A 24,837-nucleotide genomic window follows, 5' to 3' on the forward strand; every position below is an offset into this window, starting at 1 on the left:
GCCGGTGCAGGGAGAGGTGCTCACCAACTACAGCGTGGAGACCCTGGCCTATGACGTGACCATGGCTGACTGGCGCACCCACGCCGGTGTGGATATTGCCGCCGCCGCCGGCACGGAGGTCCGGGCTCCCGCCTCCGGTGTGGTGGTTGAGGTGACCGAGGATGTGATGCTGGGCACCACTGTGGTCATCGACCACGGCGGCGACCTGACCACAACCTGCGCCAACCTGGCCTCCGTTCCCACAGTGGAAGTGGGGGATGAGGTGACGGTAGGAGATATCATCGGCTCGGTGGGGAACACTGCCATTGCCGAGAGTGCCCTGGCCAGCCATCTGCATTTCAGTGTGGAGCGGGAGGGCCAGAGCGTGGACCCCATGGAACTGCTGAACGGATAACGGAAAAGAGCGCGCTGCGGAGTGCAGCGCGCTCTTTCTATTGTCAGCGATGGAGCTGATCCCCGGAGCCACGGGTGATCTTGACCACCAGGCCGCTGAGGGCCAGCAGACCGATCAGGTTGGGCAGTACCATCAGGCCGTTGAACATATCGGACAGACTCCAGACCAGATCCACTTTCAGGGTGGAACCTACCACGATAAAGACCACCACGATGACGGCGTATCCCTTGGCCGCCGTCTTGCCGAACAGGGCCTTCACGTTGACCTCGCCGAAGAAATACCAGCCGATGATGGTGGAGAAGGCGAAGAACAGCATACAGATGGCCACAAAGGCGTTGCCGAAGGAGCCGAAGGCGGCGTTGAAGGCGGCCTGGGCCAGAGCAGTACCCTGGAGGGGGCCGTTCACAGGCTGAAGCATACCGGAGGAGATGATGACCAGGGCGGTCAGGGTGAGCACCACAAAGGTGTCGATAAATACGCCCATCATGGCAATGATGCCCTGATCCTGGGGTTTTTCCACCTTGGCCATAGCGTGGGCGTGGGGGGTGGAGCCCATACCGGCTTCGTTGGAGAACAGGCCCCGGGCCACGCCGTACCGCATGGCCTCCCGCACACTCAGGCCCAGAGCGCCGCCAAACACCGCCTGGGGATCAAAGGCGCACACAAAGATGGAGCGCAGGGCGGAGAGCAGGGTCTCGTGGTTGATGCACAGGATGATGATGCAGCCTACAATGTAGAAGAAGGCCATAATGGGGACGATCTTCTCGGTGAAGGAGGCGATGCGCCGCACACCGCCCAGGAAGATAAAGGCGGCAATAACGGCAACCACAACGCCTACCACCAGCTTGGGAATACCGAAGGCGGTATGGAAGGCGTCGCCGATGGAATTGGACTGGACCATATTGCCCATAAAGCCAAGGGCCAGGATGATGGCGATGGCAAAGAAGCCGGACAGGAACTTGCCGAACTTGCCCCGGAAGGCCGCCCGGATGTAGTACAGGGGGCCGCCGGTGACATGGCCGTCGGCGTCGGTGGTACGGAACCGCTGGGCCAGCACCGCCTCGGAATAGATGGTGGCCATACCGAAGAAGGCGGACAGCCACATCCAGAAGATGGCGCCGGGGCCGCCGGAATACAGGGCGGTGGCGCAGCCGGTGATGTTGCCGGTGCCCACCTGGGCGGCAATGGCGGTGGTCAGAGCCTGGAAGGAGGACATACCCTCCTTGCCCGCCCGGGCGCCCTTCATGGAGAAGCCGCCGAACAGCCGGCGCATTCCTTCGCCGAATTTTCGCAGCTGGATAAAACCCAGACGTACCGTAAAGAAAATACCGGTGGCTACCAGCAAAAAGAGCAGCGCATAGTCCCACAGCACGGTGTTGACCGCGCCCACCAGTCCTTCGATCCATTCCATTGTACTCTCTCCTCGTCTCTTGGAATTGCGGCAAAGAAAAGGGCCAAACCGCACACACTGCGGTTTGGCCCTGAAATACAAGCAGAAAGACATCCGGTGAACCGGATGCCGCTGTTCTTCACTCTGTCCTTTTGCCTGAGAGATTCGTGCCCCATGGGGGCGCGTTGCACCTTCGGCATCCCCGCTGGGGGGGACTTCTCCAGAGCCACATCCATCCACAGTCCTCATTTCCCGGGGGAAACGCCTGAGAGTTTTGCTCCTTCGGCAAGCCGTCGGCTTTTTCCTGTGGACTTCCTTTGTCGCTATGCGGCGGACGAATGTCCGTCCGATTTGATATGCAGAACTATAGCACGGGATGGGGGACTTGTCAAGCCCTTCCAAACGGTCAAAAGAGGGTGGGAAAAAGAGGAAAATCTGCGACAGAAACCGTGCACCTTCTCCCTGCCATCGGGCATATACTGATATGTACATCACCGGGAAGGAGGGAGCCAAATGAAGCAGTACCCGCATGATGACACCATTCAGTCCACCGGTCCCAGCGGAGACGTAGATGATCTGATCTTCTGTACCGATCCGGCCTGGTCCGCCAGCAGCCGATAAAAACCGCCCGCCTTCGGGCGGTTTTTTGGCGCCCCTCTCTTTACATCGGCCCTGCCGTTGGGTATAATAATATGGCTATTTTACGGAAATGAGAGTGGATCTATGTTACAGTTTGATGAATATAAGGTAAAGCTCAACAACCTGCGGCCCGAGCTGGACGAGCTGGAGCAGGCGTTGGGCCTGGAGGCCGCCCGGCGGGAGGCCGAGATGCTGGAGTCGGAGTCCGCCTCCGACGGCTTCTGGGACAACCTGGAGAAGGCCCAGAAGGTGCAGCAGCGGGTGAAGAACCTGCGGGACAAGATTGAGGGCCAGGAGAAGCGCCAGAGCCAGTGGGAGGACCTGATGACCCTGTGCGAGCTGGGCAATGAGATGGAGGACGAGAGCTTGGTGCCCGAGCTGGAGGAGGGCTTTGCCAAGCTGCAGGCCGACATGGAGGAGGCCAAAATGTCCACCCTCTTCACCGGCGAGTACGACAACTCCAACGCCATCCTCACCTTCCATGCCGGCGCCGGCGGCACCGAGGCCCAGGACTGGGCCCAGATGCTCTTCCGGATGTACACCCGCTGGGCCGAGCGTCACGGCTTCACCTGCAAGACACTGGACTACTTGGACGGCGACGAGGCCGGTCTGAAGAGCGCCACCATCCTCATCGAGGGTGAGAACGCCTACGGCCACCTGCGCAGTGAGCACGGCGTTCACCGTCTGGTGCGGGTATCCCCCTTTGACGCCAATGCCCGGCGGCAGACCTCCTTTGCCGCCATTGAGGTCATGCCAGACCTGCCCGAGGACGCCGACGTGGAGATTCGGCCCGAGGACTACGAGATGCAGGTGTTCCGTTCCTCCGGCGCCGGCGGTCAGCACATCAACAAGACCTCTTCTGCCGTCCGACTGATCCACCATGCCACCGGCATTGTGGTGTCCTGTCAGACCGAGCGCAGCCAGTTCCAGAACAAGGACACCTGTCTGCGGATGCTGCGGGCCAAGCTGGTGGAGCTGAAGATGCAGCAGCACGCCGAGAAGATCTCCGACATCAAGGGCGTCCAGCTCAAGATCGAGTGGGGCAGCCAGATCCGGTCCTATGTGTTCATGCCCTATCAGCTGGTGAAGGATAACCGCACCGGCTATGAGACCAGCAACGTCAACGGCGTCATGGACGGCGATCTGGACGGCTTTATCAACGCCTATCTGAAGGCGGAGGCTACCGGCAACTGGGCGGAGAAATAATCCGCCGAAGGAAAAGGAGAATTTGCCATGCGCAAGGTACTCTATCTGCTCAACTATGCGGGCAAGGCGGGGACGGAGCGGTATGTGGAAACTCTGGTGAAGTACCTCTCCGCCGACGGATTGGTGCAGCCCTTCTTTGCCTATAACGAGGGCGGGCTGCTGGTGGAGCGGCTGGAGGCCATGGGGGTCCCCTGCCGCCAGGTCACCATGCGCCGCCGGTTCGATAAGCAGGCCGCCAGAGCGCTGGCCGACCTGTGCCGGGAGTGGGATATTGATCTCATCCACTGCCACTACCTGCGGGAACACTATACTGCCCTGCTGGCTAAAAAGTACAACAAAAAAATCCGGGTGGTGTACACCAACCACTTTGTGTTGGCCAACGACTTCATCACCCGGCTGTCCAACCGCTGGATGGACAAGCGGCAGGACCAGATGATCGCCGTGTGCAACAAGGGCAAGGAGCAGCTCATTGCCAACGGCTGGAGCGCCGACCGGATCCAGGTCATCTTCAACGCGGTGGATCTGGAAGCCTGGGCGGGGGACCGCTCGGACTCCACCCTTCGCTCCGAACTGGGTCTGCCTGAGGACCGGTTTGTCATGCTGTGCGCCTCCCGCTTTGCCGACGACAAGGGACACAAGTACCTGATTGACTCGGTGAAGCGGCTGACGGAGCTGACGGACAAGCCCTTTACCCTGGTGCTGGCGGGAGACGGCCCTCTGCTGGAACCCTCCAAGGCCCAGGTCAAGGAGCTGGGGCTGGAGGAGCAGGTGAAGTTCATCGGCTTCCGCAAGGATATCAAGAACCTGTACAAGGGCTCCGATCTGTACGTCAATTCCTCTCAGCATGAGGCACTGTCCTTCCTCATCATCGAGGCTATGGCTGCCGGCCTGCCGGTGATTGCTACCGATATGGGCGGCAATTCGGACATTGTAAATGACGAGGCGGGCTGCGGCCTGCTGGTGGCCTATGACGACCCCGACTCCATGGCTGGGGCCATGAAGCGGTTCCTGGAGGACCCGGATTTCAGAGCGGCCTGCCGGGAGAATGCCCTGCGGACCATCGAGGAGAAGTTTGAGATCCACAAGATGGCCAAGGTTACCTACGGTGTGTACGAAAAAGCCCTTCACGACTGATTCCAAGGAGTAAAAACCTGATGTCTATCGCAAAAAACAGCCTGTTTCTTCATTTTTTCCTGGCCTTCTGGCTGGGACTCAGGCAGGCCTGGGCGGGCAGTCTGCCCGGACGGGCCTGCGCGGGCCTGGAGCGGTGGTTCACCCGGCAGCTGCGGGGGAGCGTTCTCTTCCGCTTTGTCTGGCGGGAAGGAGTCATCCCAAAAGCCTGGCCGGACAGCCTGATCTGCAGGCTGCTCACCGCTATCATCAACATTCCCTGTGCCATCTGTAAGTGGCTTTACAAGATCGGCCGCCCAGTGTGGGACGGCAGCCTGTTCTGCCGCTTCCTGGGCGCCGTGGGCGGGGCCGGATTCTTCTTCCTGGGCCTGTTCATGCTGGTGATGCTGGTGGCCCCCCATGAGATGTGGAATAACACTTATGGTCTGCTGGGCGCGGTGGCTGTCACCGGTCTGTTCGTCATCGGCAGCGCTTCCCGGGCCAAGGATCGGCTGGAGCTGGACACCCTGGGGCCCTATATGAGCCTCTATATGGCCTTTATCTGCATTGCCCTGGCCGGGTCCATCTCTACCCGCCTGTCCATGCGCTTCTTTGCCTTCCACATTACCGCCTTCCTGCTGGTGCTGCTGGTGGTAAGCTCCGTGCGGAAATATGAGCAGCTCCAGCTGATGGTGGCCCTGGCGGTGCTGGGTATCTCCATCGCCTCCATTTACGGCTGCTACCAGGGATATATCGGCGTGGAGGTGGTGGCCTCCCAGCAGGATATGACCGTCAACGCCGGTATGCCCGGCCGGGTCTATTCTGTCTTTGACAACCCCAACAACTTTGCCGAACAGCTGGTCATGCTGCTGCCTCTGGAGCTGGCCCTCTTCCTCAACTCCCACTGGCGGGGCAAGATCCTCTCCCTGCTTTCCCTGTGTGTAGGCGTGGCCGCTATCGGTCTCACCTATGGCCGCTCCTGCTGGATCGGGCTGGCCCTGGCGGTGGTGGTGTTCCTGGCCCTCATCGACTGGCGGTGGGTGCCCCTGTTCATTGTGGCCGGACTGGTGGCCATCCCCTTCCTGCCGGAGACCATCTACAACCGGATCCTCACCATCACCAACACCGAGGACAGCTCCACCCAGTACCGCTTTGAGATCTACTCTACTACCAGCAACCTGATGCGGGACCACTGGGTCAAGGGCATCGGCCTGGGCACCGATGTGATGAAAGAGGTATTCCAGACCTATCCCACCAACTTTGACGGCACTTATCCCATCCACACCCACAACAACTATTTGCAGATGTGGGCGGAGACCGGTATCTGGGGCGTGATTTCCTTCCTGGCCCTGCTGCTCTACCAGCTTAAGAGCGGCGTGAAGGCCTTCCGGGCTGCTCTGGATAAGCGCACCAAGCGGATGCTGGCGGCAGCCCTGGGCGCCTTCTGCGGCATCCTGGTGGTGAGTGTGGCGGAGTATACCTGGTTCTACCCCCGCAATATGTTCACCTACTGGTTCCTCTTCGGCGTCATCGCTGCCTGCGTCAAGTTGGTCAGACAGCAACAGAAAAAGGCATAACGAATAGAAGCACAAAAAAGCGTCTGCCTCGGCAGACGCTTTTTTTATACTTTCTTGTTAGCAGGGTTCCCGAGTCATCATTTCCAGAATCACATGGTCGGTCTCCCGCATCCCCTGGCGGCCCAGTTCGCCCACGTTCTGAATGGTGTGCTCCACGCCGTCGCTGATGATGCCGTCGCCGGTGCGGAACTCCTGGCCGTTCTGGTACATCTGATAGCCAAAGATACCGGCCTCCACCGCCATACTGATCTTGGCGGCGCAGCTGGATTTGGCGCCGTCACATACCACGCCGGAGTGGAAGGCCAGGGCATTGACGATGGTGTGCTTCACTTGATCGTAACCGCCGCCCAGCAGGTAGCAGATACCGGCCCCAGCGCCTGCGCCGGCGCTCACCGCGCCGCAGAAGGCGGACAGACGGCCAATATAAGTCTTTTGGTGGATGGTGCACAGGTCGGACACTGCCAGCGCCCGGTACATCCGCTCTTCCGGAATGCCCAGGGAGCGGGCGTACTCAATGACGGGCACCGAGGCGGTGATGCCCTGGTTGCCGCTGCCGGAAACAATGACCACCGGCATCTCACAGCCGTTCATCCGGGCGTCGGAGCCGGCGGCGGCCTTGGCCCGGGCCCGCCGCTCCAGAGAGGCCTCGGTGCTCATGAGTACCTTGCCCACGTTGGCCCCGTAGGCGTGGAGCAGCCCCTCCTCCGCGATGGCCATATTGCACTGGATCTGGGGGTCCAGCAGGGGACGCAGGTCGTCCACATCCACGCTGTCGGCAAAGTCTACGATTTCCTGGATGGAGAGGATGGAGCGGTCGGTGAGGGCTGTCTCCTGCTCGCCCTCCACCGGAATGTCGATCTCCTTCATGCCGTCCTTTTCCAGCAGGACAATGTTGGTGTGGTAGTTGGCGATCCGCAGGGTGACGGTATGGCCGCCGCCGGTAAGGGTGACGGTATAGTCGAAGGTCAGGGGAGTGTCGGCCAGATGGACCCCGATGGGGTGGGAGCGGAGGAAGTCAGTCATTTCTGCCTTCTGTTCCTCTGTCACCACGGAAATAACCTCCAGCACTTTGTCCGGGTTGCCAGCCACCAGCCCGGCGGTGACAGCGGCAGGGATGCCCTTTAATCCGCCGGTGTTGGGGACAATGACGCTCTTCACATTTTTGATCAGATTGCCGCTGACCTGGACAGAGACGGTTTCGGGCAGGCAGCCCAGGGCCCGACGAGCCACCGCCGCGCCGTAGGCCAGCGCGATGGGCTCTGTGCAGCCCATGGCGGGGACCAACTCTTCCCGCAAAATTTGCAGATAAGCTTGATAATGGGGATCGGTTTTCTTCATGAACGGTTCTTCCTTCCTGCAGGCTCCCCAGGGAGCGCGCTTTCTCCTGTTATCTACATGATATCCGACCTTCTCTCAGTTGTAAAGAGGTCCTTTCCATCTCAGGAAAGGACCTCTTTATTTTGTCGGAAGTTTGAAATTCAAAAAATCTTTTTCTTCGGTGTACGCAACCGTCCAACTTTTGGGGGTGGAACCGCTAAAAGTGAAGAGACCATGGAGTCTCTTCCAACAGCGAGCGGGGCGGATACAGGGCTGGGGCGGCCGCTCCGGGAAAGAGGAGGTGAACAGGATGGCCAGATTGCAGGAATTATCCGGGCAGTATCGGGAGGCGGCCGCCCGGCTGAGGTTGGGCCTGGAGGCAGCCAAGCAGCGTCTGGAAAGCCAGGAGGGAACAGAACGACAGGTGACCAATCGGGAGATCCTGATGCTGCGGCAGATGCTGCGGGAGATGCGGGAACTGCGGCAGCTGGCGGAGGAATACTACACCCGGCCCAGAAACGGAAAATATACCACCGCCGACCTGACCGCGCCCCGAATCAATGAGGAAAAGCGATGAGCAGAGCCAGAGAGATCAGAGAACGAATCAAGGTACTGCGGGAGCAGAAGGTAGCCCTTCAAACTGAGCTGGATGGGGCGCAGGGGAGAGAGAAGAAAGCCCTCCGGCTGGAACTGGCCCGGGCCGAGGAGGATCTGACGAATTGCGCCCGGCAGCTGCGGGAGCTGATGCCCCGGCACAAGATCAGTCGAGGTACCACCTGGGCCGGGGTGGACGGCTGGCGGTGGGACAGGATGCAGTATAAGACCTGGGCGGAGATGGAAGGCGCGAAGGCACCGGAGGGCCCCACGGAACAGGACAAGATGCGCCTGGCGGTACGGACGGCCCGGACGGGGATCACGCCTGTCCAGAAAGCTTATCTGGCAGGTATCGACGGTGGCAATCCTCAGGCCCAGGTGGCCCGGGAGGCGGGGCGGAACCGCTCCACTGTATGCCGCACGCTGCAACGGGGGCAAAAACGGATTGCGGAGGACGCTAAGTTCCTCTATCGACTAATGGACTGCCAGGAGGGAGGCCCTCTGGTGGTGGACCTGGGGGAGCCGGAAGTACTGAAAGCGGTGTTGGATCGGCTCACCCTCCGGCAGCAGACCTATTTGTATCTCTATTATGGCGAGTGGCTCTCCCTGCGGGAGATCGGAACTTTGCTGGGGGTGGACCATGCGTCGGTACTGCGGTCCATCCGGTGCGGACTAAAGAGGCTGGAAAGTCTGGCTCTGGGAGAACAGGTGGAGGTGCGGGGACTGGAGAGACTGGAGGAGCGGCTGATGGCCCACTTCAATGACCTGCCTCCGGAGGAGACCCGGGAGAAGCGTACTTATCAAAAGCGAGGTGTTCCGTCTGCCGATCACAAGCCGATATCGCTGGCACAGCGGCTGCTTCGTCTGGTGCGGGGCGGACAGATACGGATTGTAGAGGCGGGTGCGCATGATCTGTCCCTCGGGACGGATGGATGGAGTAGCGGCAGGCTGCTGGCCTGGCTGAGGGAGCAGGGGGAGGGGCGGAAGGAAAAACGGGCTTGGCTGCGCAAGCTGTTGTATCACTTACTAACATGGATGAGGAGGGATCTGGATGTTGACTATCATTGAGATCGAGGCCAGAGCGGACGGCGGTCACGGCTTACAGAGCCAGAGCCACCGAACGGAGTGCTGGCTGGAGGGGTGGGTTGCAGTGCCGCCCCAGCTGGAACAGGCGGCGTGGGACTGCTGCGGCTACTGCGAACTGGACATTCAGGACGGCATTCTGGTGGGGCTGACCCCCGGCCAGGCGCCGGAACCGGAACCCACACCGGAGCCTGAACCTACGGAATTGGAGCAGCTGCGGGCGGATGTGGACTTTCTGGCCATTATGACGGGGGTGGAACTGTGAACGTGTACGAGCTGGCTAAGAAATATTATCCCAGACTGTGGGATGAGCAGCGTATACAGGCCCTGGCAGAGGCAGGCAAGCTGACAGAGGAAGAAGCTGCGGCAATTCTCAGCCAGACGGAAAAAGCATAGCGCATGATCGCGTAAACAGCCGCCCCGTGAACCGCTTCTGTGGAAGCAGGCTCACGGGGCGGCTGTTTTGTTTTTTACGGGGACAACAGGACGGAGGGACGGTCCTCTCCAGGCGGGGTACAGAAGCGGACAAACTCCTCCATCTCCCGGGTGGCCCATTTTTCCCGGTGATAGAAGATCTGGCCGTACATCACCGCCTTGAGGTCGCTGACATCCACAATGGCCAACTTTCCTTGGCGCACCGGTTCTTCCACCAGAAAACGGGGCAGGAAGGACAGCCCTTCCGTCTCCTCCAGAACTCGCAGCAGGAAGGAGGCGTAGCTGCTCTCCAATGCAGGAGTAATGGCCTGGCCAAAGGCGGCCAGTCGCTGGTCCAGCAGCCGACGGTAGTTGGCGTCCCGCTCCGTCAGGTAAAAGGGCTTGTCCAGCAGGTCCACCAGCTTGTGGGAGCGGCCGCTTAGTGCCGCCCCCAGCGAAGCGGAGGCGACCACCACTACCTCCTCCTGTAGCTCCAGCATTTTGCACCAGCTGTTGTTGTAGAGCGGTTCATCCAGAATGTAGATGATATCCAACTCACCCCGCTCCATTTTGGTGATGATCTCCTCCGGCGTACCCGTGGTGATCTGGATGCTCACCTGGGGATGCCGTATCCGGAAATTCCGGATGATACCGGGCAGTCGGGCATAGCAGAGGGATTCCAGTGTCCCGATATGGAGCTGGCCCCGCAGGGTTTCATCCTCACCGGCCAGAGCCAGCTTGGCTTTGGATACATCCTGAATGATGCTGATGGCGCTGTCCAGAAAGACCTTCCCCTGTCCGGTGAGACACACCCGCTTTCCCATACGGTCAAAGAGCCGGACCCGCAGTTCCTCCTCCAGAAGGCGGATTTGTACCGTGACGGCGGACTGGGAATATCCCAAACTGGCCGCCGCTTTGGAGAAACTTTGAAATTGGGCCACCCGGATGAATGTGGTCAGCTGACGCAGCTCCATAATGCAAGCCTCCTGCCATACCGGTGAGTTTGATATTAAGAAAATTCAATTATATGATAAATTAGATTTATTTGATTTAATTATTGTGCAATGTTATACTAAGGCCCTCCAAAAGTCAATAGGGAAATGGACAAAATAGAGAAAGTTAAGGGAGGAACTTATATGGCAAAGAAAAAGATTAAAATCGGCCTGATCCCGAAGCTCATCATTGCAATTATCCTTGGTATCTTGTTTGGCTCCTATATGCCGGAGTGGTTCAACCGTGTGATTGTGACCTGCTCCTCGATTTTCAGCACATTCCTGTCCTTCATCATCCCGCTGATGATTGTGGCCTATGTGACCATGGGCATTGCCAACCTGCGCAGCGGCGCCGGTAAGCTTCTGCTCATTACAGTGGCCCTGTCCTATGTGTCTACGCTGGTGGCGGGTTCCGCCTCCTATCTGGTTTCCTCCAACCTTTTCCCCTCCTTCATGAGTGAGGGCGCCCTGGACCAGATTGCCCAGACGGCGGATGTTTCTCTGGAAAGCTATTTTTCTCTGTCCATTCCTCCACTGCTGGATACCCTGTCCGCTGTTACCCTGGCCTTTGTGCTGGGGCTGTGTCTGTCCAATATGCGGGGCAAGGAGATTGGTGACAGCCTTTACCACGGTATGGAGGATTTCTCCGCCATTATTGATAAGGTGCTCCATGTGGTCATCATCCCCCTGCTGCCCCTCTACATCTGCGGCACCTTTACCAACATGACTGCCTCCGGAAAGACGTTCGCCATTCTGGGCATCCTGTGGAAGGTGTTCCTGGTGGTCATCGCCATGCACCTGATCTATATCTGCATCCAGTTTATTGTGGCAGGTGCAGTATCCAAGAAGAATCCCTTCGCTCTGATTCGCAACCAGATCCCCGGCTACGCCACCGCCATCGGCACTCAGTCCTCCGCTGCCACCATCCCCGTCAACCTGGAGTGCGCCAAGAAGGACGGCATTCTGGAGGAGATCCGCAATTTTGTGGTGCCGCTGTGCGCCAACATCCATATGGCCGGTTCCATGATCACCATCACCGCCTGTGCCACCGCCGTGTGCCTGATGTACCAGCTGCCCATCAGCCTGGACACTGTGGTGCCCTTCATCATGACTCTGGGCATTGCCATGGTGGCCTCCCCCGGCGCCCCCGGCGGCTCCATCATGACCGCGCTGCCCTTCCTGTACATGGTGTTCGGTACCGAGGCCGGCGATGTGAACGGCCCCATCTGTGCCATCATGGTGGCCCTCTATATTACCCAGGATTCCTTTGGCACCGCCTGTAACGTATCCGGTGACAACGCCATCGGTACCATTGTCAATGCCATCTACCAGAAATTCATTCTGAAGGCGCCTGCCGCCTCGGAGGAGTGATTCTATGTCGTTCATCAGCGTATTCGACGTATTGGGACCCAATATGATTGGTCCGTCCAGCTCCCACACTGCCGGTGCGGTGCTTATTGCCAACGTGGCTCACAAGCTGCTGGCGCCGCCTCTGAAGAAGGTGGACTTTACCCTCTACGGCTCCTTTGCCAAGACCTACCACGGCCACGGCACGGACCGGGCCCTGCTGGGCGGTATCATGGGTTTCTCCACCGATGATCTGTGCATTCGGGACTCCTTCCGCATTGCCAACGAGCGGGGCCTTGCCTTCTCTTTTACTCCCAATGAGGTGGAGACCGACATCCACCCCAACACCGTGGACATCCGCATGGAGAACGCTGCCGGACAGGTCATGACCGTCCGGGGCGAGTCCCTGGGAGGCGGCAAGATGCACATCGTGCGCATCAACGGCGTCCGTGTGGACTTCAGCGGCGAGTACGCCTCGGTGGTGGTGATCCAGCAGGACAAGCCCGGCGTGGTGGCCCACCTGACCAAGGTGCTCAGTGACCGCAACGTGAACATCGCCTTTATGCGTCTGTTCCGGGAGGGCAAGGGAGATACCGCTTACAGCATCATCGAGTCGGACGGTACTCTGCCCGAAGGCATCGATGAGGAGCTGCGGGCCAATCCCTATATCCAGGACGTTATGATCGTCCAGTCGTAAGGAGGTAGGAACATGGACTTTAAAAATGCCAATGAGCTGCTGGCGCTGTGCCGGCAGGAGGGGTGTTCCATCTCTGAGATCATGCGTCGCCGGGAGTGTATCCTGGGGGAGACCACGGTGGATACGGTGACCCGGCGCATGAAACGGGCATTGGAGATCATGCGGGAGTCAGCCACTATTCCGCTGACCAGCCCTGTCCGCTCCATGGGCGGACTCATCGGCGGCGAGGCCAGGCATCTGGCCGCCCACGCCGCCAAGAAGAAGGATATCTGCGGACCTGTACTTCAGAAGGCCATTACCTACGCCATGGCGGTGCTGGAGGTCAACGCCTCCATGGGCCTGATCGTGGCCGCCCCTACCGCTGGTTCCTCCGGCGTGGTGCCCGGCCTGCTGCTGGCCCTTCAGGATACCTATCACATCTCGGACGCCCGGATCATAGACGGACTGTTCAACGCCGGCGCCATCGGATACCTGGCCATGCGGAATGCTACCGTGGCCGGTGCGGTGGGCGGCTGCCAGGCGGAGGTGGGCATTGCCGCTGCTATGGCTGCCTCTGCTGCCGTGGAGCTGATGGGCGGCGAGCCGGAGCAGTGCATCAGCGCGGCCTCCACCGTGCTGATGAATATGCTGGGCCTGGTGTGCGACCCGGTGGGCGGTCTGGTGGAGTACCCCTGTCAGAACCGCAACGCCGCCGGGGTAGCAAACGCGCTGGTGGCCGCCGAGATCGCCTTGAGCGGGATTCAGCAGCTGATCCCCTTTGACGAGATGCTGGCCGCCATGTACCGGGTGGGCCGCTACCTGCCCGCCGAGCTGCGGGAGACCGCACAGGGCGGCTGTGCCACCACCCCTTCCGCCTGCGAGCGGTGCGGGTGCTGCGGCTGACAACTTAATACAAAATAAACATGGCCGCCCGTCAGGGCGGCCATGTTTTGCATCTTGAAAGGGAAATAGGGGCTTACTCCAGCACCGCGCCCCGGGAGGCGGAGGTGACCAGCTTGGCGTACCGGGCGAGATACCCCGTTTTGACTTTGGGCTCGGGGCATACCCACTTGGCCTTGCGCTGGGCCAGGGTGGCCTCGTCCACCTGAACCTCGATCTTGCAGGAGGGGATGTCGATGGAGATGATGTCGCCCTCCTCTACCAGGGCGATGGGGCCGCCCTGAGCAGCCTCGGGGCAGACGTGGCCGATAGCGGCGCCTCGGGTGGCTCCGGAGAACCGGCCATCGGTGATGAGAGCCACGCTTTCGCCCAGACCCATACCCACGATAGCGGAGGTGGGGTTGAGCATCTCGCGCATACCGGGACCGCCCTTGGGGCCCTCGTAGCGGATGACTACCACGTCGCCGGGGACAATCTTGCCGGCGTAGATGGCGGAAATAGCCTCCTCCTCGCTGTCAAAGACACGGGCGGGGCCGGTGTGGGCCATCATCTCAGGAGCCACGGCGGAGCGCTTCACCACGCAGCCCTCAGGGGCCAGATTGCCCTTGAGCACGGCAATGCCGCCGTCGGGGGAGTAGGGGTTCTCGATGGGGCGGATGAGCTCCGGATTGCGGTTGGTGACGCCCTCCAGATTCTCCTCCAGAGTCTTGCCGGTGCAGGTCATGACGCTGGTGTCCAGCAGGCCTTTCTTGGTCAGCTCCTTCATCACGGCGTACACGCCGCCGGCACCCTCCAGATCCTCCATGTAGGTGTCGCCGGCGGGAGCCAGATGGCACAGGTTGGGAGTCTTGGAGGAGATCTCGTTGCTCATGTCCAGATCCAGCTCGATGCCGCACTCGTGGGCGATGGCGGGCAGGTGGAGCATGGTGTTGGTGGAGCAGCCCAGGGCCATATCCACCGCTTCGGCGTTGTGGAAGGCGGCAGGGGTCATGATGTCCCGGGGACGGATGTCCTTCTTTACCAGCTCCATGATCTGCATACCGGCGTGCTTGGCCAGCCGCAGCCGGGCGGACCACACGGCGGGAATGGTACCGTTGCCACGCAGGCCCATGCCGATGGCCTCGGTGAGGCAGTTCATGGAGTTGGCGGTGTACATACCGGAGCAGGAGCCGCAGGTGGGGCAGGCGTTGTTCTCGTAGTCCTCCACGCCGCACTCGTCCAGCTTGCCGGCCTTGTAGGCGCCCACCGCCTCAAACATATGGCTCAGGCAGGAGCGGCGGCCGTCGTTGAGCCGACCGGCCAGCATGGGACCGCCGGAGCAGAAGATGGTGGGAATGTTCACCCGGGCGGCGGCCATCAGCAGGCCGGGCACGTTCTTGTCGCAGTTGGGGATCATGACCAGACCGTCGAACTGATGGGCAATGGCCATGGCCTCGGTGGAGTCGGCGATCAGATCACGGGTGACCAGGGAATACTTCATGCCAATGTGGCCCATGGCGATGCCGTCGCATACGGCGATGGCGGGGAACTCCACCGGGGTGCCGCCGGCGGCCCGGACGCCGGCCTTGACGGCCTCGGCGATCTTGTCCAGATTCATGTGGCCGGGGACGATCTCATTGTAGGAGCACACCACGCCGATGAGGGGACGCTCCAGCTCCTCCTTGGTGTAGCCCAGAGCATAAAAGAGGGAGCGGTTGGGGGCGCGTTCCACGCCCTTGGTCACGTTATCGCTGCGCATAGGGGATGACCTCCATTTCACATATCACATACGTTGTATGATGATGCTTGCATTGTCTGACTATATACTATATGATAGAAGGAGAACTGTCAAGAACTGACCGGAAGGGAAGTAGGGTATGGAGAAAAAAAGTTTGGCCCAGCAGACGGCAGAGGGGCTATACAGTCGTATCGTGGTGGAGAAGGGACTTAAGCCGGGGGAGAAGCTGCCCAACGAGGTGGAGCTGGCCGGGGAGCTGGGGGTGAGCCGGGCCACCCTGCGGGAGGCCATCCGCACCCTGACTGCCCAGGGGGTGCTGGAGGTGCGCCGGGGCAAGGGCACCTTTGTGTCGGCGGCGGTGGAGGAGATGGACGACTTCGGCTTCTCCAGCCTGGAGCGGGTACGGGGGCAGCTGCGGGACCTGTTTGAGCTGCGCTCCATTTTTGAGCCCAGGGCTGCCGCCCTGGCCTGTCAGCGGGCTACAGAGGAGGAACTGGCAAATATCCTGGCCCGGGGAGAGGAAGTAGAGCGGTGCATCCGGGCGGGGGAGGACCGAACCCAGGCCGACCGGGCCTTTCACGCCGCCATTGTCCGGGGTGCCCACAATGAGTTTCTGGTGCGGTTGCTTCCTCTCATCGATCAGGCGGTGTCCGCCGCTCTGACGGCGGGGGAGCACCAGGAGCAGCTGGCTGAAGACACGTGCCGGGACCATGCTCTGCTGATGGAGTTTTTCCGCAAGCGGGACGGGGAGGGCGCGGGCTATGCCATGGCCATCCATATGCGCCACTCCATGGATGTGATGGGGCTATAAAAAGCGGCCCCCAGACGGGGGCCGCGCAAGGCGTTGGGTCACAGACTCCGAAGGTCCGTGTCCATCAGGAAGGGCATGGAAGTTTGGATCAGATCAATGCGCTGGTCAAAGGCCTCCGCATCGAAATTGTCGCCGGAATCAGACATGGCCTGGGCAAATTCCTGGTCGGAGGCATCCAGCAGAGCGCATACCGGAGTAAGGAATTCCTCCCACTGTGCAGCGACTTCCATCAGGGCGTCATAGCCCTCCTGATAGTAGGGAGGGGGCGTCAGCTGGGACAGAGCATCCTTCACCTGATCGTAGGAAGCCTGGGCGGCGCGATAGGCCTCCCGATAGGGCTCCGTATCAAAACTGATGGTGAAGTTGATGGTCTGGAAGAACTCGTGGATACCGCTGGTGAACGCACCTACCGCCTCCAGGGCTTCCTGCTGGAATATCACAGCGTTCTGGACTTCAGCGGTCTGATAGGCGGTTCCGGCCAGAGTAGTGGTCAGTACCAGCTCTTCCGGATGCTCGGAGGCCTCCGGCGGGATCTCAACAATGCAGTACAGGGTGAAATCCCGCAGCGGCGGCAGGGGGGTATGGCCGGCATAGGCGTTGCCGTTGCCCGCGATATCCTGATCAAATTCCGTATATTCATATTTCCCCTGGTAAAATACCTTATTGGAGAGTACGGTTTCCGGGATAAGATCGTCCTCCGTGGCGCCGGTATTTTTGATGTTGTAGATAGCGCACAGGTAATCGCTGTCATCCTTGGCATCCAGACTGATATTTTCATCCACCACTGCGTCCAGAATGACCACCCCTTTCAGGGTGAGCTCAGCGGTTTCTGATGTGATGGTCTGGCCAGCGGTCAGTTCTTCCAGCGTCTGGGCCGGTGCGGCGGAAGGACTGTCAGGCGCTCCGCCGCAGGCGCACAGAGAGACAGAGAGTGCCAGAGCCAGGGCGCCAGGCAGCAGCCGGTGACATTTCATTGCATTTTCCTCCTCATCAGATTATATACACCTGTACTATAGCATGAGGGGAGGGAGTCTACAATGTGCTGGGAGCATAGTGGTGTTTGGGGGGATTGACGGAAGAGAAGGAGCCACCTATAATGAAACCACGATAAAAGGGGGTGGACAGGTGATCGACGAAAACGGCAGGGAAGTTGGCGGCTATGGGCTGCTGAGCCGCTACCGGGGAGAGCTGATGGGGATTGCCATGCTGTATGTCATGCTCTTCCACGCCTATGAGCTGAACGTGGCCTTCCTGCCTTTCAAATTGTTTCGGTCCATGGGGTTTGCAGGGGTGGACATCTTTCTGGTGCTCTCCGGCATGGGAATCTGCTGCTCCCTGGCCCGGCGGGAACAGGAGTCCTACGGGCGCTATCTAGGCCGACGGCTGCGGCGGCTGCTGCCCGCCTTCTGGCTGGTGGTGGGGATCTACAGTGTGGCTCTGGCCGCGGCCGGGCGGATCACTCCTGATGTGATCTTCTGGAATCTGTCCACCTTATCCTACTGGCTGAATGTGCCGGAGGGGTTCAACTGGTATATCTCCGCCATCCTGGCGTTCTATCTGGCGGCACCGTTCTATTTCAAGCTGTTCCGCCGCTGCGCCCATAAAGAGTGGCTGACCCTGTTCATCTATCTGATCAGCTACCTGCTCTATCGGGTAACCTGGGGGGCCGGGCTGCTGTATCTGCCGGATTTTCTGCTGCGTATTCCCGATTTTGCCATGGGCTTTCTGGTGGGCTCCTATGTGATGGAGGGCAAAAAACTCAATGCTCGGCACCTGGCGGTGTGGGTGACTTCAGCTGTTCTGGCACTGGCAGTTGTGGCCGGCTGGCTGGTCCAGCCGGTGATCTTCCCCCTGATTCTGGCGGTTGTGGTGGGTGTGATGCCTGTCTGCCTACTTCTGGGTAGAGTGCTGCACTGGTACCCCGGACGGTGGGTCCCTGCCTTCCTGCGTCTGGTGGGGGGGAGCAGCCTGGAGATCTACCTGCTCAACGTGGTGATCACCCGGGAGTTTGACCTACTGGCGCCCTGGCTGGACTATGATCCCAAACACATCGGCTTCTACCTCATTGCCTATACCTTTAATATCGCTTTGGGTGTGCTGCTCCACCGGGTACTGGAGCGGCTCATGAGGCGGTTTGCATCCTGAGTATAAAAAAGGTGGCCCTCCAGCCGGAGGGCCACCTTTTTTATATTGCAATTAGTTGGAAGCGGTGTCCAGGTCGGTGTCGCCGCCCCAGATCATGTTCTTGCGCAGCTCCTCGCCCACGATCTCCATCTGGTGCTTCTTGAGGGCGGCACGCTTGGAGTTGAAGAAGGTACGGCCGTTCTTATTCTCGGCGATCCACTTGCCGGCGAAGGTGCCGTCCTGGATGTCGGCCAGCACGGCCTTCATGTTCTTCTTGGTCTCCTCGTAGGGCAGCACCCGGGGACCGGACACATATTCGCCGTACTCGGCGGTGTCGGAGATGGAGTAGTTCATGGCAGCCACGCCGCCCTTGTTGATCAGGTCGATGATGAGCTTCATCTCGTGGATGCACTCGAAGTAGGCGTTCTCGGGCTCGTAACCGGCCTCCACCAGGGTCTCGAAGCCGCACTTCATCAGATCCACTACGCCGCCGCACAGCACAGCCTGCTCACCGAACAGGTCGGTCTCGGTCTCGTCGTGGAAGGTAGTCTCCATCACACCGGCGCGGGCGCCGCCGATACCGGCGATGTAGGCCAGGGCGATCTTATAGGCGTTGCCGGTGGCGTTCTGCTCCACGGCCACCAGGCAGGGCACGCCCTTGCCGTTGACGTAGGTGGAGCGGACGGTGTGGCCGGGGCCCTTGGGGGCAGCCATGAACACATCCACGCCGGCGGGAGGCACGATCTGCTGATAGCGGATGTTGAAGCCGTGGGCGAAAGCCAGGGCCTTGCCCTCGGTCATGTAGGGGGCGATATCCTTCTTGTAAACCTCAGCCTGAACCTCGTCGTTGATGAGGATCATCACAATGTCGCCCCACTGAGCGGCCTCAGCAACGGTTTTGACCTGGAGCCCGGCCTGCTCGGCCTTGGCCCAGCTCTTGGAACCCTCACGCAGGCCAACGCACACATCGCAGCCGGAATCCTTCAGGTTCATGGCGTGGGCGTGGCCCTGAGAGCCGTAGCCGATGATGGCGATCTTCTTGCCGTTCAGGTAGGACAGATCACAGTCCTTCTCGTAATACATCTTAGCCATAGTCTTTGCACTCCTTTGTCAAATGAAGGTTTTTTTCTTGTCCACGATGATAACACAGCGGGGCAGAAAAGAATGATAAGTGTGATACAATCTCAGAACGTTTTTTGGAGTGGACCAAAAGATCACAGGAAATTTTTGCCCAGATTAAACTCAGTCTGTTCCTTGGTCTCATCCTCAATGGTGTAGGCGCCTCTCTCGAGCGCGACCATGCCGGTGCGGACCAGCTCCAGGATGCCGAAGGCCTCCAGCAGCTTCTGCATGGCCTCCGCCTTGGTCTCGTCGCCGATGAGGGCCAGGGTCAGGGATTTCAGAGATACGTCGATGATGGAGGCCCGGAAAATGTTGGCGATCTGGATGACCTCGTTGCGGATGTCGTGGGTCTCCGCCTTCACCTTGAACATCACCAGCTCACGGCGGATGGAACGCTCCGGCTTCAGCTCCTGCACGGAGTAGACGGGATACTGCTTACGCAGCTGGTTCATGATCTGCTCGATCATGGGGGCGTCGGCCCACACCTCGATGGTGATACGGGACACCGTGGGATCGTCGGTGGTGCCCACGGCCAGAGACTCGATGTTATAGCCCTTTCGGGAGAACAGCCGGGAGACCTGGGACAGGACGCCGGCGGCGTTTTCTACCAGCACCGAAAGGGTGCGGCGGGTGGCATTCATTTCATTCATATTCCACACCCTCCTTAGTCCAGAATGAAGTCAGTGACCGGCGTACCGGCGGAGATCATGGGATGGACCATGGCGTCCTTGTCGATGGCGCACTCGATCACATAGGGACGGCCGGAGGCCACGGCACGGCGGAAAGCGGCCTCAAATTCCGGCTGGGTGGCTGCACGCTCACCCTGGATGCCGTAGGCCTCCGCCAGCTTCACAAAGTCGGGGCCCCGGTCCAGATCGGTCTGGGAGAAACGTTTGTGGTAGATCAGGTTCTGCCACTGGCGTACCATACCCAGGGTCCGGTTGTTGAAGATCACGGTGATCACCGGGATGTTATAGTGCTCGGCGGTACACAGCTCATGGCAGTTCATGCGGAAGCAGCCGTCGCCGGTACACTGGACCACCACCTTGCCCGGGTTGCCCACGGCGGCGCCCATGGCGGCACCCAGGCCGAAGCCCATGGTGCCGAAGCCGCCGGAGGTGATCAGCTGGCCGGGGCGGGAGAAGTGGTAGTACTGGGCGCACCACATCTGGTGCTGGCCCACGTCGGTGGTGATGATGGCGTCCCCGTCGGTGACCGCCTGAATGGTCTCCAGAATCTCATGGGGGTGGAGAATGTCGTCCTTCTTCAGGGGGATCTCCTTGTGGGAGAACACCCACTCCTTCCACTCGGGATAGTCGTGGGCGGGCAGCTTGGTGTTGAGCAGTTCCAGCACCCGACGGGCGTCGCCGATGATGTGGTGGTCGGTGACCACGTTCTTATCGATCTCGGCGCGGTCAATATCGATGTGGACGATTTTGGCGTTGGGGGCGAAGGTGGCGGGGTCGGTGGCCACCCGGTCGGAGAAGCGGCAGCCAATGGCGATGAGCAGGTCGCACTGATCGCTGGCGTGGTTGGAGGCGTGGGAGCCGTGCATTCCGATCATGCCGGTGAACAGCGGGTGGTCACCGGGGCAGGCACCGCCGCCCATAATGGTGGAGGCCACCGGGGCATTGAGGGTCTCAATGAATTTCCGGAACTGAGGCACAGCGCCCTTGGAGCGGATCACGCCGCCACCCACCAGCACCAGGGGACGGCGGGCCTCCTCGATCATGTCCAGCAGGGTCTGGATGTCGCCGGCGTCGGGCTCGGGAGCCTTCAGCTCGTGGCTGGCCCGGCGGAGCATGGCGGCCAGACGGCCGTGGTTGGGGTGCTCAGACAGGGGCAGGGGCTCATACTCCGCCTCAGCGGCGGTGACGTTCTTGGCGATGTCCACCAGAACCGGACCGGGGCGGCCGGTGCGGGCAATGGCAAAGGCCTCACGGATCACGTCGGCCAGCTGGTTGGGGTCCTTCACCAGGTAGTTGCACTTGGTGATGGGCATGGAGATACCGGTGATATCCACCTCCTGGAAGGAGTCCTTGCCGATCAGGTTCTCGCTGACATTACAGGTAATGAACACCACGGGGGAGGAGTCGTAGTAGGCGGTGGCAATGCCGGTGGTCAGGTTGGTGGCGCCGGGGCCGGAGGTGGCGAAACACACACCCACCTTGCCGGTAGCCCGGGCATAGCCGTCAGCGGCGTGGGAGGCGCCCTGTTCGTGGGCGGTGAGGATGTGACGGATCTTATCCTTATAGCCGTGCAGCTCGAACTCGTCGTATACATTTAGAATGGTGCCGCCGGGGTAACCGAATACGGTATCCACCCCCTGCTCCAGCAGACATTCCATCAGGATCTGGGCTGTTTTCATTCTCATGGTGGAAAAGACCTCCTTTGGCTGGTATGGGAGAAAAACAACATGGCGGCTTCGTCCCATAGGACGAAGCCGCCATAACACTCCGTGGTACCACCTAACTTCGCGGGCATACCCGCGCACTCATGCCCCGGTAACGGAGGGTAACCGTCCCCGCCTACTGCCTTCGGCGGAGCCGCTCCCGGGTGACCTTCCGATGCGGCCTCACGGGAGCTTACACCAACCGCTCCCTCTCTGCGCTTATGCGCCGCCCGTACTGTCCCGGTCATCGCATTTGAAGCGTCCATCCCAGAGGATGAACTGCAAGTTGTAGGTATAATCATAGCTTTCCCGGTGGGTTTTGTCAATCTGCCATTTGAAACTTCTGCATTTTAAACAAGTAAAGTACCGTGGCAGGGGGACAGAATCCACGGTTCCGCCAATTGGAAAACTGGCTGGTATAGTTTTTCAAAAAGGAGGAAAAGCAAGGAAGAATTCAGCTTTTTGATAAAACTGGTGAGTTTAAATGAAAAAACGGTGAGAAATTTGACGGTTTTAACTGGACAATTTGTGTGCTTTGCGATATGATAATTCTGTTTGAGATACCGGTCAAACAACTCAGAAAAATGGCCCGTGTGTGGGTCAGATTTGCGAGGTGGACCTATGAAGCAAAGCTTTTACGGCGGCGTGCATCCCCATGACCGGAAGGAGCTGGCACGCCACAAGGAGATAGCGCCTCTGAGCGCTGCTCCCAAGCAGGTGGTCATCGCTATGTCCATGCATATCGGTGCTCCCTGTAAGCCCATCGTTGCTGTGGGCGATCACGTTAAGGTGGGTCAGAAGATCGGCGAGATCGCCGGTCTGGGCGCCCCCATCCACGCTTCGGTCTCCGGCGAGGTCAAGGCGGTGGAGCCCCGTCCCTATGTGGGCGGCGGCAAGTGTATGTCGGTGGTGATCGAGAACGACTTCCAGGATACCTGGGGCTCCGAGCTCGTTCCCCATCTCGATTACACCAAGCTGAGCACCGATGAGATCGTCAACATTGTGAAGGAGGCTGGCCTTACCGGTATGGGCGGCGCCGGCTTCCCCACCCATGTGAAGATCAGCTCGGGTATTGGCAAGGTGGACACCGTGATCCTCAACGGCGCCGAGTGTGAGCCCTACATCACCGCCGACCATCGCCTCATGCTGGAACATGGTGAGAAGGTTGTAGGCGGTCTGCGCATCCTCATGCAGGCCTTCGGCCTCAAGAGCGGCGTGATCGGTGTGGAGGCCAACAAGGAGGATGCCATCGAGCACCTGCGTGCTCTGGTGGGCGGCAAGGGTGACATCACTGTGGAGTCTCTGCGGACCCGGTACCCCCAGGGTGCTGAGAAGCAGCTGATCCAGCGCATCACCGGTCGTGAGGTGCCTCCCGGAGGCCTGCCCGCCCATGTGGGCTGCGCCGTGTTCAACGTGGGCACCGCTGCCGCCGTGTATGACGCCGTGGTAGAGGGCAAGCCTGTTACCCACCGCGTCATCACCGTCACCGGCGACGCCATCCAGGAGCCCAAGAACCTGATGGTGCCCCTGGGCGTGTCCTTCCAGGAGCTCATCAACGAGGCCAAGGGCTTCAAGGAGGAGCCTGAGCGCATCCTCACCGGCGGCCCCATGATGGGTATCGCTCAGTACGACCTGAACGTGACCTGCATCAAGGGCACCAACGCCGTGCTCTGCCTCACCAAGCACGAGGCCGCTCCCGTGGTGGAGGAAGAGGTCTGCCTGCGCTGCGGCCGCTGCGTCAACGTCTGCCCCATGCACCTGACTCCCGTGTATATGCACCTGTATGCCGAGAAAGGTATGTGGAAAGAGGCGGAGGCCCTCAACGTCATGGACTGCATCGAGTGCGGTTCCTGCAACTACATCTGCCCCGCCCGCATCCATCTGGTCCAGTCCTTCCGCGTGACCAAGGGTGAGCTGCGGAATCTGGCGGCCAAGGAAAAAGCGGCAAAGGAGGCGGCCAAAGCATGAATGAGGAAAAGAAGCTGAATCTGACGGTGGCCTCGTCCCCCCACGTGGCCTCCCCCATCGATACCCAGAACCTGATGCGCGATGTGCTCATCGCGCTGGTGCCCGCCCTGGTCATGGGCGTGGTGTTCTTCGGCCCCCGTGCTCTCGTTGCCACTCTGATCTCTGTGGTGGCCTGCGAGTTCTTTGAGTGGGGCTACCGCAAGCTGATGAAGAAGTCCTGCGCCAACAAGGACCTGTCCGCTGCCGTTACCGGCGTGCTGCTGGCCTTCGTGTGCGCCCCCACTCTGCCTTACTGGATGCTGATCATCGGCGATTTCTTCGCCATCGTGGTGGTCAAGCAGCTCTTCGGCGGCCTGGGCCAGAACTTTATGAACCCCGCCCTGGGCGGCCGCGCCTTCCTGATGCTGTGCTATCCTGTAGCCATGACCACCTGGGCACCCCAGGGCATCGGTACGCAGTACTGGCCTGACCTACTGGGTGGCACTACCACCATGGCCGGCGCCGACATCGTTTCCGGCGCCACCCCCCTGTCCGCCGATTTCATGCACAAGGGCCTGCTGCCCACCGATGTTTCCCTGCTGGATGCCTTTGTGGGCAACAAGATGGGCTGTATTGGTGAGATCTCCGCGCTCATGCTGCTGCTGGGCGGCCTGTACCTGATCTGGCGGGGCGTCATCCGCGCTCGTATCCCTGTGGCCTACATCGCCACCGTGGCCGTACTCACCTTTGCCTTCCCCATGGGCGGCAATGACCGGCTGACCTGGATGCTCTATCAACTGTGCACCGGCGGCCTGATGCTGGGCGCCTTCTTCATGGCTACCGACTACGTGACCAGCCCCGTCACCAAGAAGGGCGAGGTCATCTTCGGCATTGGCTGCGGCCTGCTCACCGTGTTTATCCGCTACTTCGGCGGCTATCCCGAGGGCGTATCCTACTCCATCCTGATCATGAACTGCTGCGTGTGGCTCATCGATAAGGTGGGTAAGCCCAACCGCTACGGCGTCACCAAGGAAATGAAGGCTGCCGCCAAGGCCGCCCAAAAAGCCGGGAAGGAGGGCTAAACC

General features: G+C 60.2%; 23 protein-coding genes, 2 riboswitches and 1 other annotated feature. Of the genes, 15 read left to right on the top strand and 8 right to left on the bottom strand.

Features of this window, described 5'->3' with window-relative positions; translation table 11 throughout:
• Positions 1–394, top strand: a 394-nt coding sequence (locus B5F94_RS06230) for a M23 family metallopeptidase (protein WP_143383256.1), incomplete at its 5' end; no start/stop codon positions are given.
• Between the two features lie 43 nt (positions 395–437).
• Here the strand turns inward: B5F94_RS06230 and B5F94_RS06235 are convergent.
• On the bottom strand, positions 438–1,805 hold the full coding sequence (locus B5F94_RS06235; RefSeq protein WP_087187692.1) for an alanine/glycine:cation symporter family protein: 1,368 nt from the start codon (positions 1,803–1,805) through the stop codon (positions 438–440).
• Positions 1,806–1,919: 114 nt separating this feature from the next.
• A riboswitch (glycine riboswitch) is annotated at positions 1,920–2,013 on the bottom strand.
• Positions 2,014–2,101, bottom strand: a riboswitch (glycine riboswitch).
• A gap of 406 nt (positions 2,102–2,507) precedes the next feature.
• On the opposite strand from B5F94_RS06235, the gene prfB reads away from it, so the two are divergent.
• From prfB to B5F94_RS06250, 3 genes are read left to right on the top strand one after another with little or no spacing between them, the layout of a single operon-like run.
• A complete protein-coding gene (gene prfB / locus B5F94_RS06240) occupies positions 2,508–3,629 on the top strand; it encodes a peptide chain release factor 2 (protein ID WP_087328798.1) in 1,122 nt (373 codons plus the stop codon).
• A gap of 27 nt (positions 3,630–3,656) precedes the next feature.
• Entirely contained in the window at positions 3,657–4,763 is a 1,107-nt protein-coding gene (locus B5F94_RS06245; protein WP_087328800.1) for a glycosyltransferase family 4 protein, read from the top strand.
• Positions 4,764–4,783: 20 nt separating this feature from the next.
• On the top strand, positions 4,784–6,316 hold the full coding sequence (locus B5F94_RS06250) for an O-antigen ligase family protein (protein WP_087328802.1): 1,533 nt from the start codon (positions 4,784–4,786) through the stop codon (positions 6,314–6,316).
• Between the two features lie 57 nt (positions 6,317–6,373).
• On the opposite strand, the gene B5F94_RS06255 is transcribed toward B5F94_RS06250, so the two are convergent.
• Positions 6,374–7,654 (bottom strand): serine dehydratase subunit alpha family protein, encoded by a 1,281-nt coding sequence (locus B5F94_RS06255; RefSeq protein ID WP_087328804.1) that lies wholly within the window; start codon positions 7,652–7,654, stop codon positions 6,374–6,376.
• A 289-nt stretch (positions 7,655–7,943) separates the two neighbouring features.
• Between B5F94_RS06255 and B5F94_RS06260 the strand changes: the two genes are divergently transcribed.
• The 4 genes from B5F94_RS06260 to B5F94_RS16180 are packed head-to-tail and all read left to right on the top strand — an operon-like array spanning position 7,944 to position 9,706.
• On the top strand, positions 7,944–8,210 hold the full coding sequence (locus tag B5F94_RS06260) for a hypothetical protein (RefSeq protein WP_087328806.1): 267 nt from the start codon (positions 7,944–7,946) through the stop codon (positions 8,208–8,210).
• Positions 8,207–9,295: a hypothetical protein gene (locus B5F94_RS06265; protein ID WP_087328808.1), complete on the top strand. Its 1,089-nt coding sequence runs from the start codon at positions 8,207–8,209 to the stop codon at positions 9,293–9,295. Before B5F94_RS06260 ends, B5F94_RS06265 begins: the two co-directional genes overlap by 4 nt.
• Positions 9,279–9,575: a toxin-antitoxin system toxin subunit gene (locus B5F94_RS06270; protein ID WP_242961124.1), complete on the top strand. Its 297-nt coding sequence runs from the start codon at positions 9,279–9,281 to the stop codon at positions 9,573–9,575. The genes B5F94_RS06265 and B5F94_RS06270 overlap by 17 nt, the downstream gene beginning before the upstream one ends.
• A complete protein-coding gene (locus B5F94_RS16180; protein ID WP_140399779.1) occupies positions 9,572–9,706 on the top strand; it encodes an XkdX family protein in 135 nt (44 codons plus the stop codon). The genes B5F94_RS06270 and B5F94_RS16180 overlap by 4 nt, the downstream gene beginning before the upstream one ends.
• A 74-nt stretch (positions 9,707–9,780) precedes the next feature.
• Here the strand turns inward: B5F94_RS16180 and B5F94_RS06275 are convergent, their stop codons facing one another.
• Complete coding sequence (locus B5F94_RS06275; protein ID WP_087328810.1) at positions 9,781–10,698, bottom strand: LysR family transcriptional regulator; 918 nt, start codon at positions 10,696–10,698, stop codon at positions 9,781–9,783.
• A 162-nt stretch (positions 10,699–10,860) separates the two neighbouring features.
• Here B5F94_RS06275 and B5F94_RS06280 point away from each other — a divergent pair, with 162 nt between their 5' ends.
• The 3 genes from B5F94_RS06280 to sdaAA are packed head-to-tail and all read left to right on the top strand — an operon-like array spanning position 10,861 to position 13,642.
• The gene (locus B5F94_RS06280; RefSeq protein ID WP_087328812.1) at positions 10,861–12,087 is read left to right on the top strand and encodes a dicarboxylate/amino acid:cation symporter; all 1,227 of its coding nucleotides are present in this window, start codon (positions 10,861–10,863) and stop codon (positions 12,085–12,087) included.
• Positions 12,088–12,091: 4 nt separating this feature from the next.
• Positions 12,092–12,760 carry an L-serine ammonia-lyase, iron-sulfur-dependent subunit beta gene (gene sdaAB / locus B5F94_RS06285; protein WP_087266883.1) on the top strand — a complete coding sequence of 223 codons (669 nt, stop codon included), beginning with the start codon at positions 12,092–12,094 and terminating at the stop codon, positions 12,758–12,760.
• A gap of 12 nt (positions 12,761–12,772) precedes the next feature.
• Positions 12,773–13,642 (top strand): L-serine ammonia-lyase, iron-sulfur-dependent, subunit alpha, encoded by an 870-nt coding sequence (gene sdaAA / locus B5F94_RS06290; RefSeq protein WP_087328813.1) that lies wholly within the window; start codon positions 12,773–12,775, stop codon positions 13,640–13,642.
• A 73-nt stretch (positions 13,643–13,715) separates the two neighbouring features.
• On the opposite strand, the gene ilvD is transcribed toward sdaAA, so the two are convergent.
• Positions 13,716–15,377: a dihydroxy-acid dehydratase gene (gene ilvD / locus B5F94_RS06295; protein WP_087328815.1), complete on the bottom strand. Its 1,662-nt coding sequence runs from the start codon at positions 15,375–15,377 to the stop codon at positions 13,716–13,718.
• Positions 15,378–15,495: 118 nt separating this feature from the next.
• Here ilvD and B5F94_RS17030 point away from each other — a divergent pair, with 118 nt between their 5' ends.
• Positions 15,496–16,167: a FadR/GntR family transcriptional regulator gene (locus B5F94_RS17030; protein ID WP_087328817.1), complete on the top strand. Its 672-nt coding sequence runs from the start codon at positions 15,496–15,498 to the stop codon at positions 16,165–16,167.
• A 38-nt stretch (positions 16,168–16,205) separates the two neighbouring features.
• Here the strand turns inward: B5F94_RS17030 and B5F94_RS06305 are convergent, their stop codons facing one another.
• A complete protein-coding gene (locus B5F94_RS06305; RefSeq protein WP_087328819.1) occupies positions 16,206–17,141 on the bottom strand; it encodes a hypothetical protein in 936 nt (311 codons plus the stop codon).
• A gap of 151 nt (positions 17,142–17,292) precedes the next feature.
• On the opposite strand from B5F94_RS06305, the gene B5F94_RS06310 reads away from it, so the two are divergent.
• The gene (locus B5F94_RS06310) at positions 17,293–18,312 is read left to right on the top strand and encodes an acyltransferase family protein (RefSeq protein ID WP_158100262.1); all 1,020 of its coding nucleotides are present in this window, start codon (positions 17,293–17,295) and stop codon (positions 18,310–18,312) included.
• A gap of 51 nt (positions 18,313–18,363) precedes the next feature.
• Here B5F94_RS06310 and ilvC read toward each other — a convergent pair whose 3' ends face one another.
• From ilvC to ilvB, 3 genes are all read right to left on the bottom strand, one after another.
• Positions 18,364–19,383 carry a ketol-acid reductoisomerase gene (ilvC, locus tag B5F94_RS06315; RefSeq protein WP_087266863.1) on the bottom strand — a complete coding sequence of 340 codons (1,020 nt, stop codon included), beginning with the start codon at positions 19,381–19,383 and terminating at the stop codon, positions 18,364–18,366.
• A gap of 122 nt (positions 19,384–19,505) precedes the next feature.
• Complete coding sequence (ilvN, locus tag B5F94_RS06320) at positions 19,506–20,063, bottom strand: acetolactate synthase small subunit (protein ID WP_087187708.1); 558 nt, start codon at positions 20,061–20,063, stop codon at positions 19,506–19,508.
• Positions 20,064–20,077: 14 nt separating this feature from the next.
• Positions 20,078–21,787 (bottom strand): biosynthetic-type acetolactate synthase large subunit, encoded by a 1,710-nt coding sequence (gene ilvB / locus B5F94_RS06325; protein WP_087187709.1) that lies wholly within the window; start codon positions 21,785–21,787, stop codon positions 20,078–20,080.
• A 56-nt stretch (positions 21,788–21,843) separates the two neighbouring features.
• Positions 21,844–22,062, bottom strand: a binding site (T-box leader).
• Positions 22,063–22,426: 364 nt separating this feature from the next.
• Here ilvB and rsxC point away from each other — a divergent pair.
• On the top strand, positions 22,427–23,773 hold the full coding sequence (gene rsxC, locus B5F94_RS06330) for an electron transport complex subunit RsxC (protein WP_087328823.1): 1,347 nt from the start codon (positions 22,427–22,429) through the stop codon (positions 23,771–23,773).
• A complete protein-coding gene (locus B5F94_RS06335) occupies positions 23,770–24,834 on the top strand; it encodes an RnfABCDGE type electron transport complex subunit D (RefSeq protein ID WP_087187711.1) in 1,065 nt (354 codons plus the stop codon). The genes rsxC and B5F94_RS06335 overlap by 4 nt, the downstream gene beginning before the upstream one ends.
• Positions 24,835–24,837 lie beyond the last annotated feature (3 nt).

Source organism: Flavonifractor sp. An4 (assembly GCF_002161755.1).
Lineage (GTDB): Bacteria > Bacillota > Clostridia > Oscillospirales > Oscillospiraceae > Flavonifractor > Flavonifractor avicola.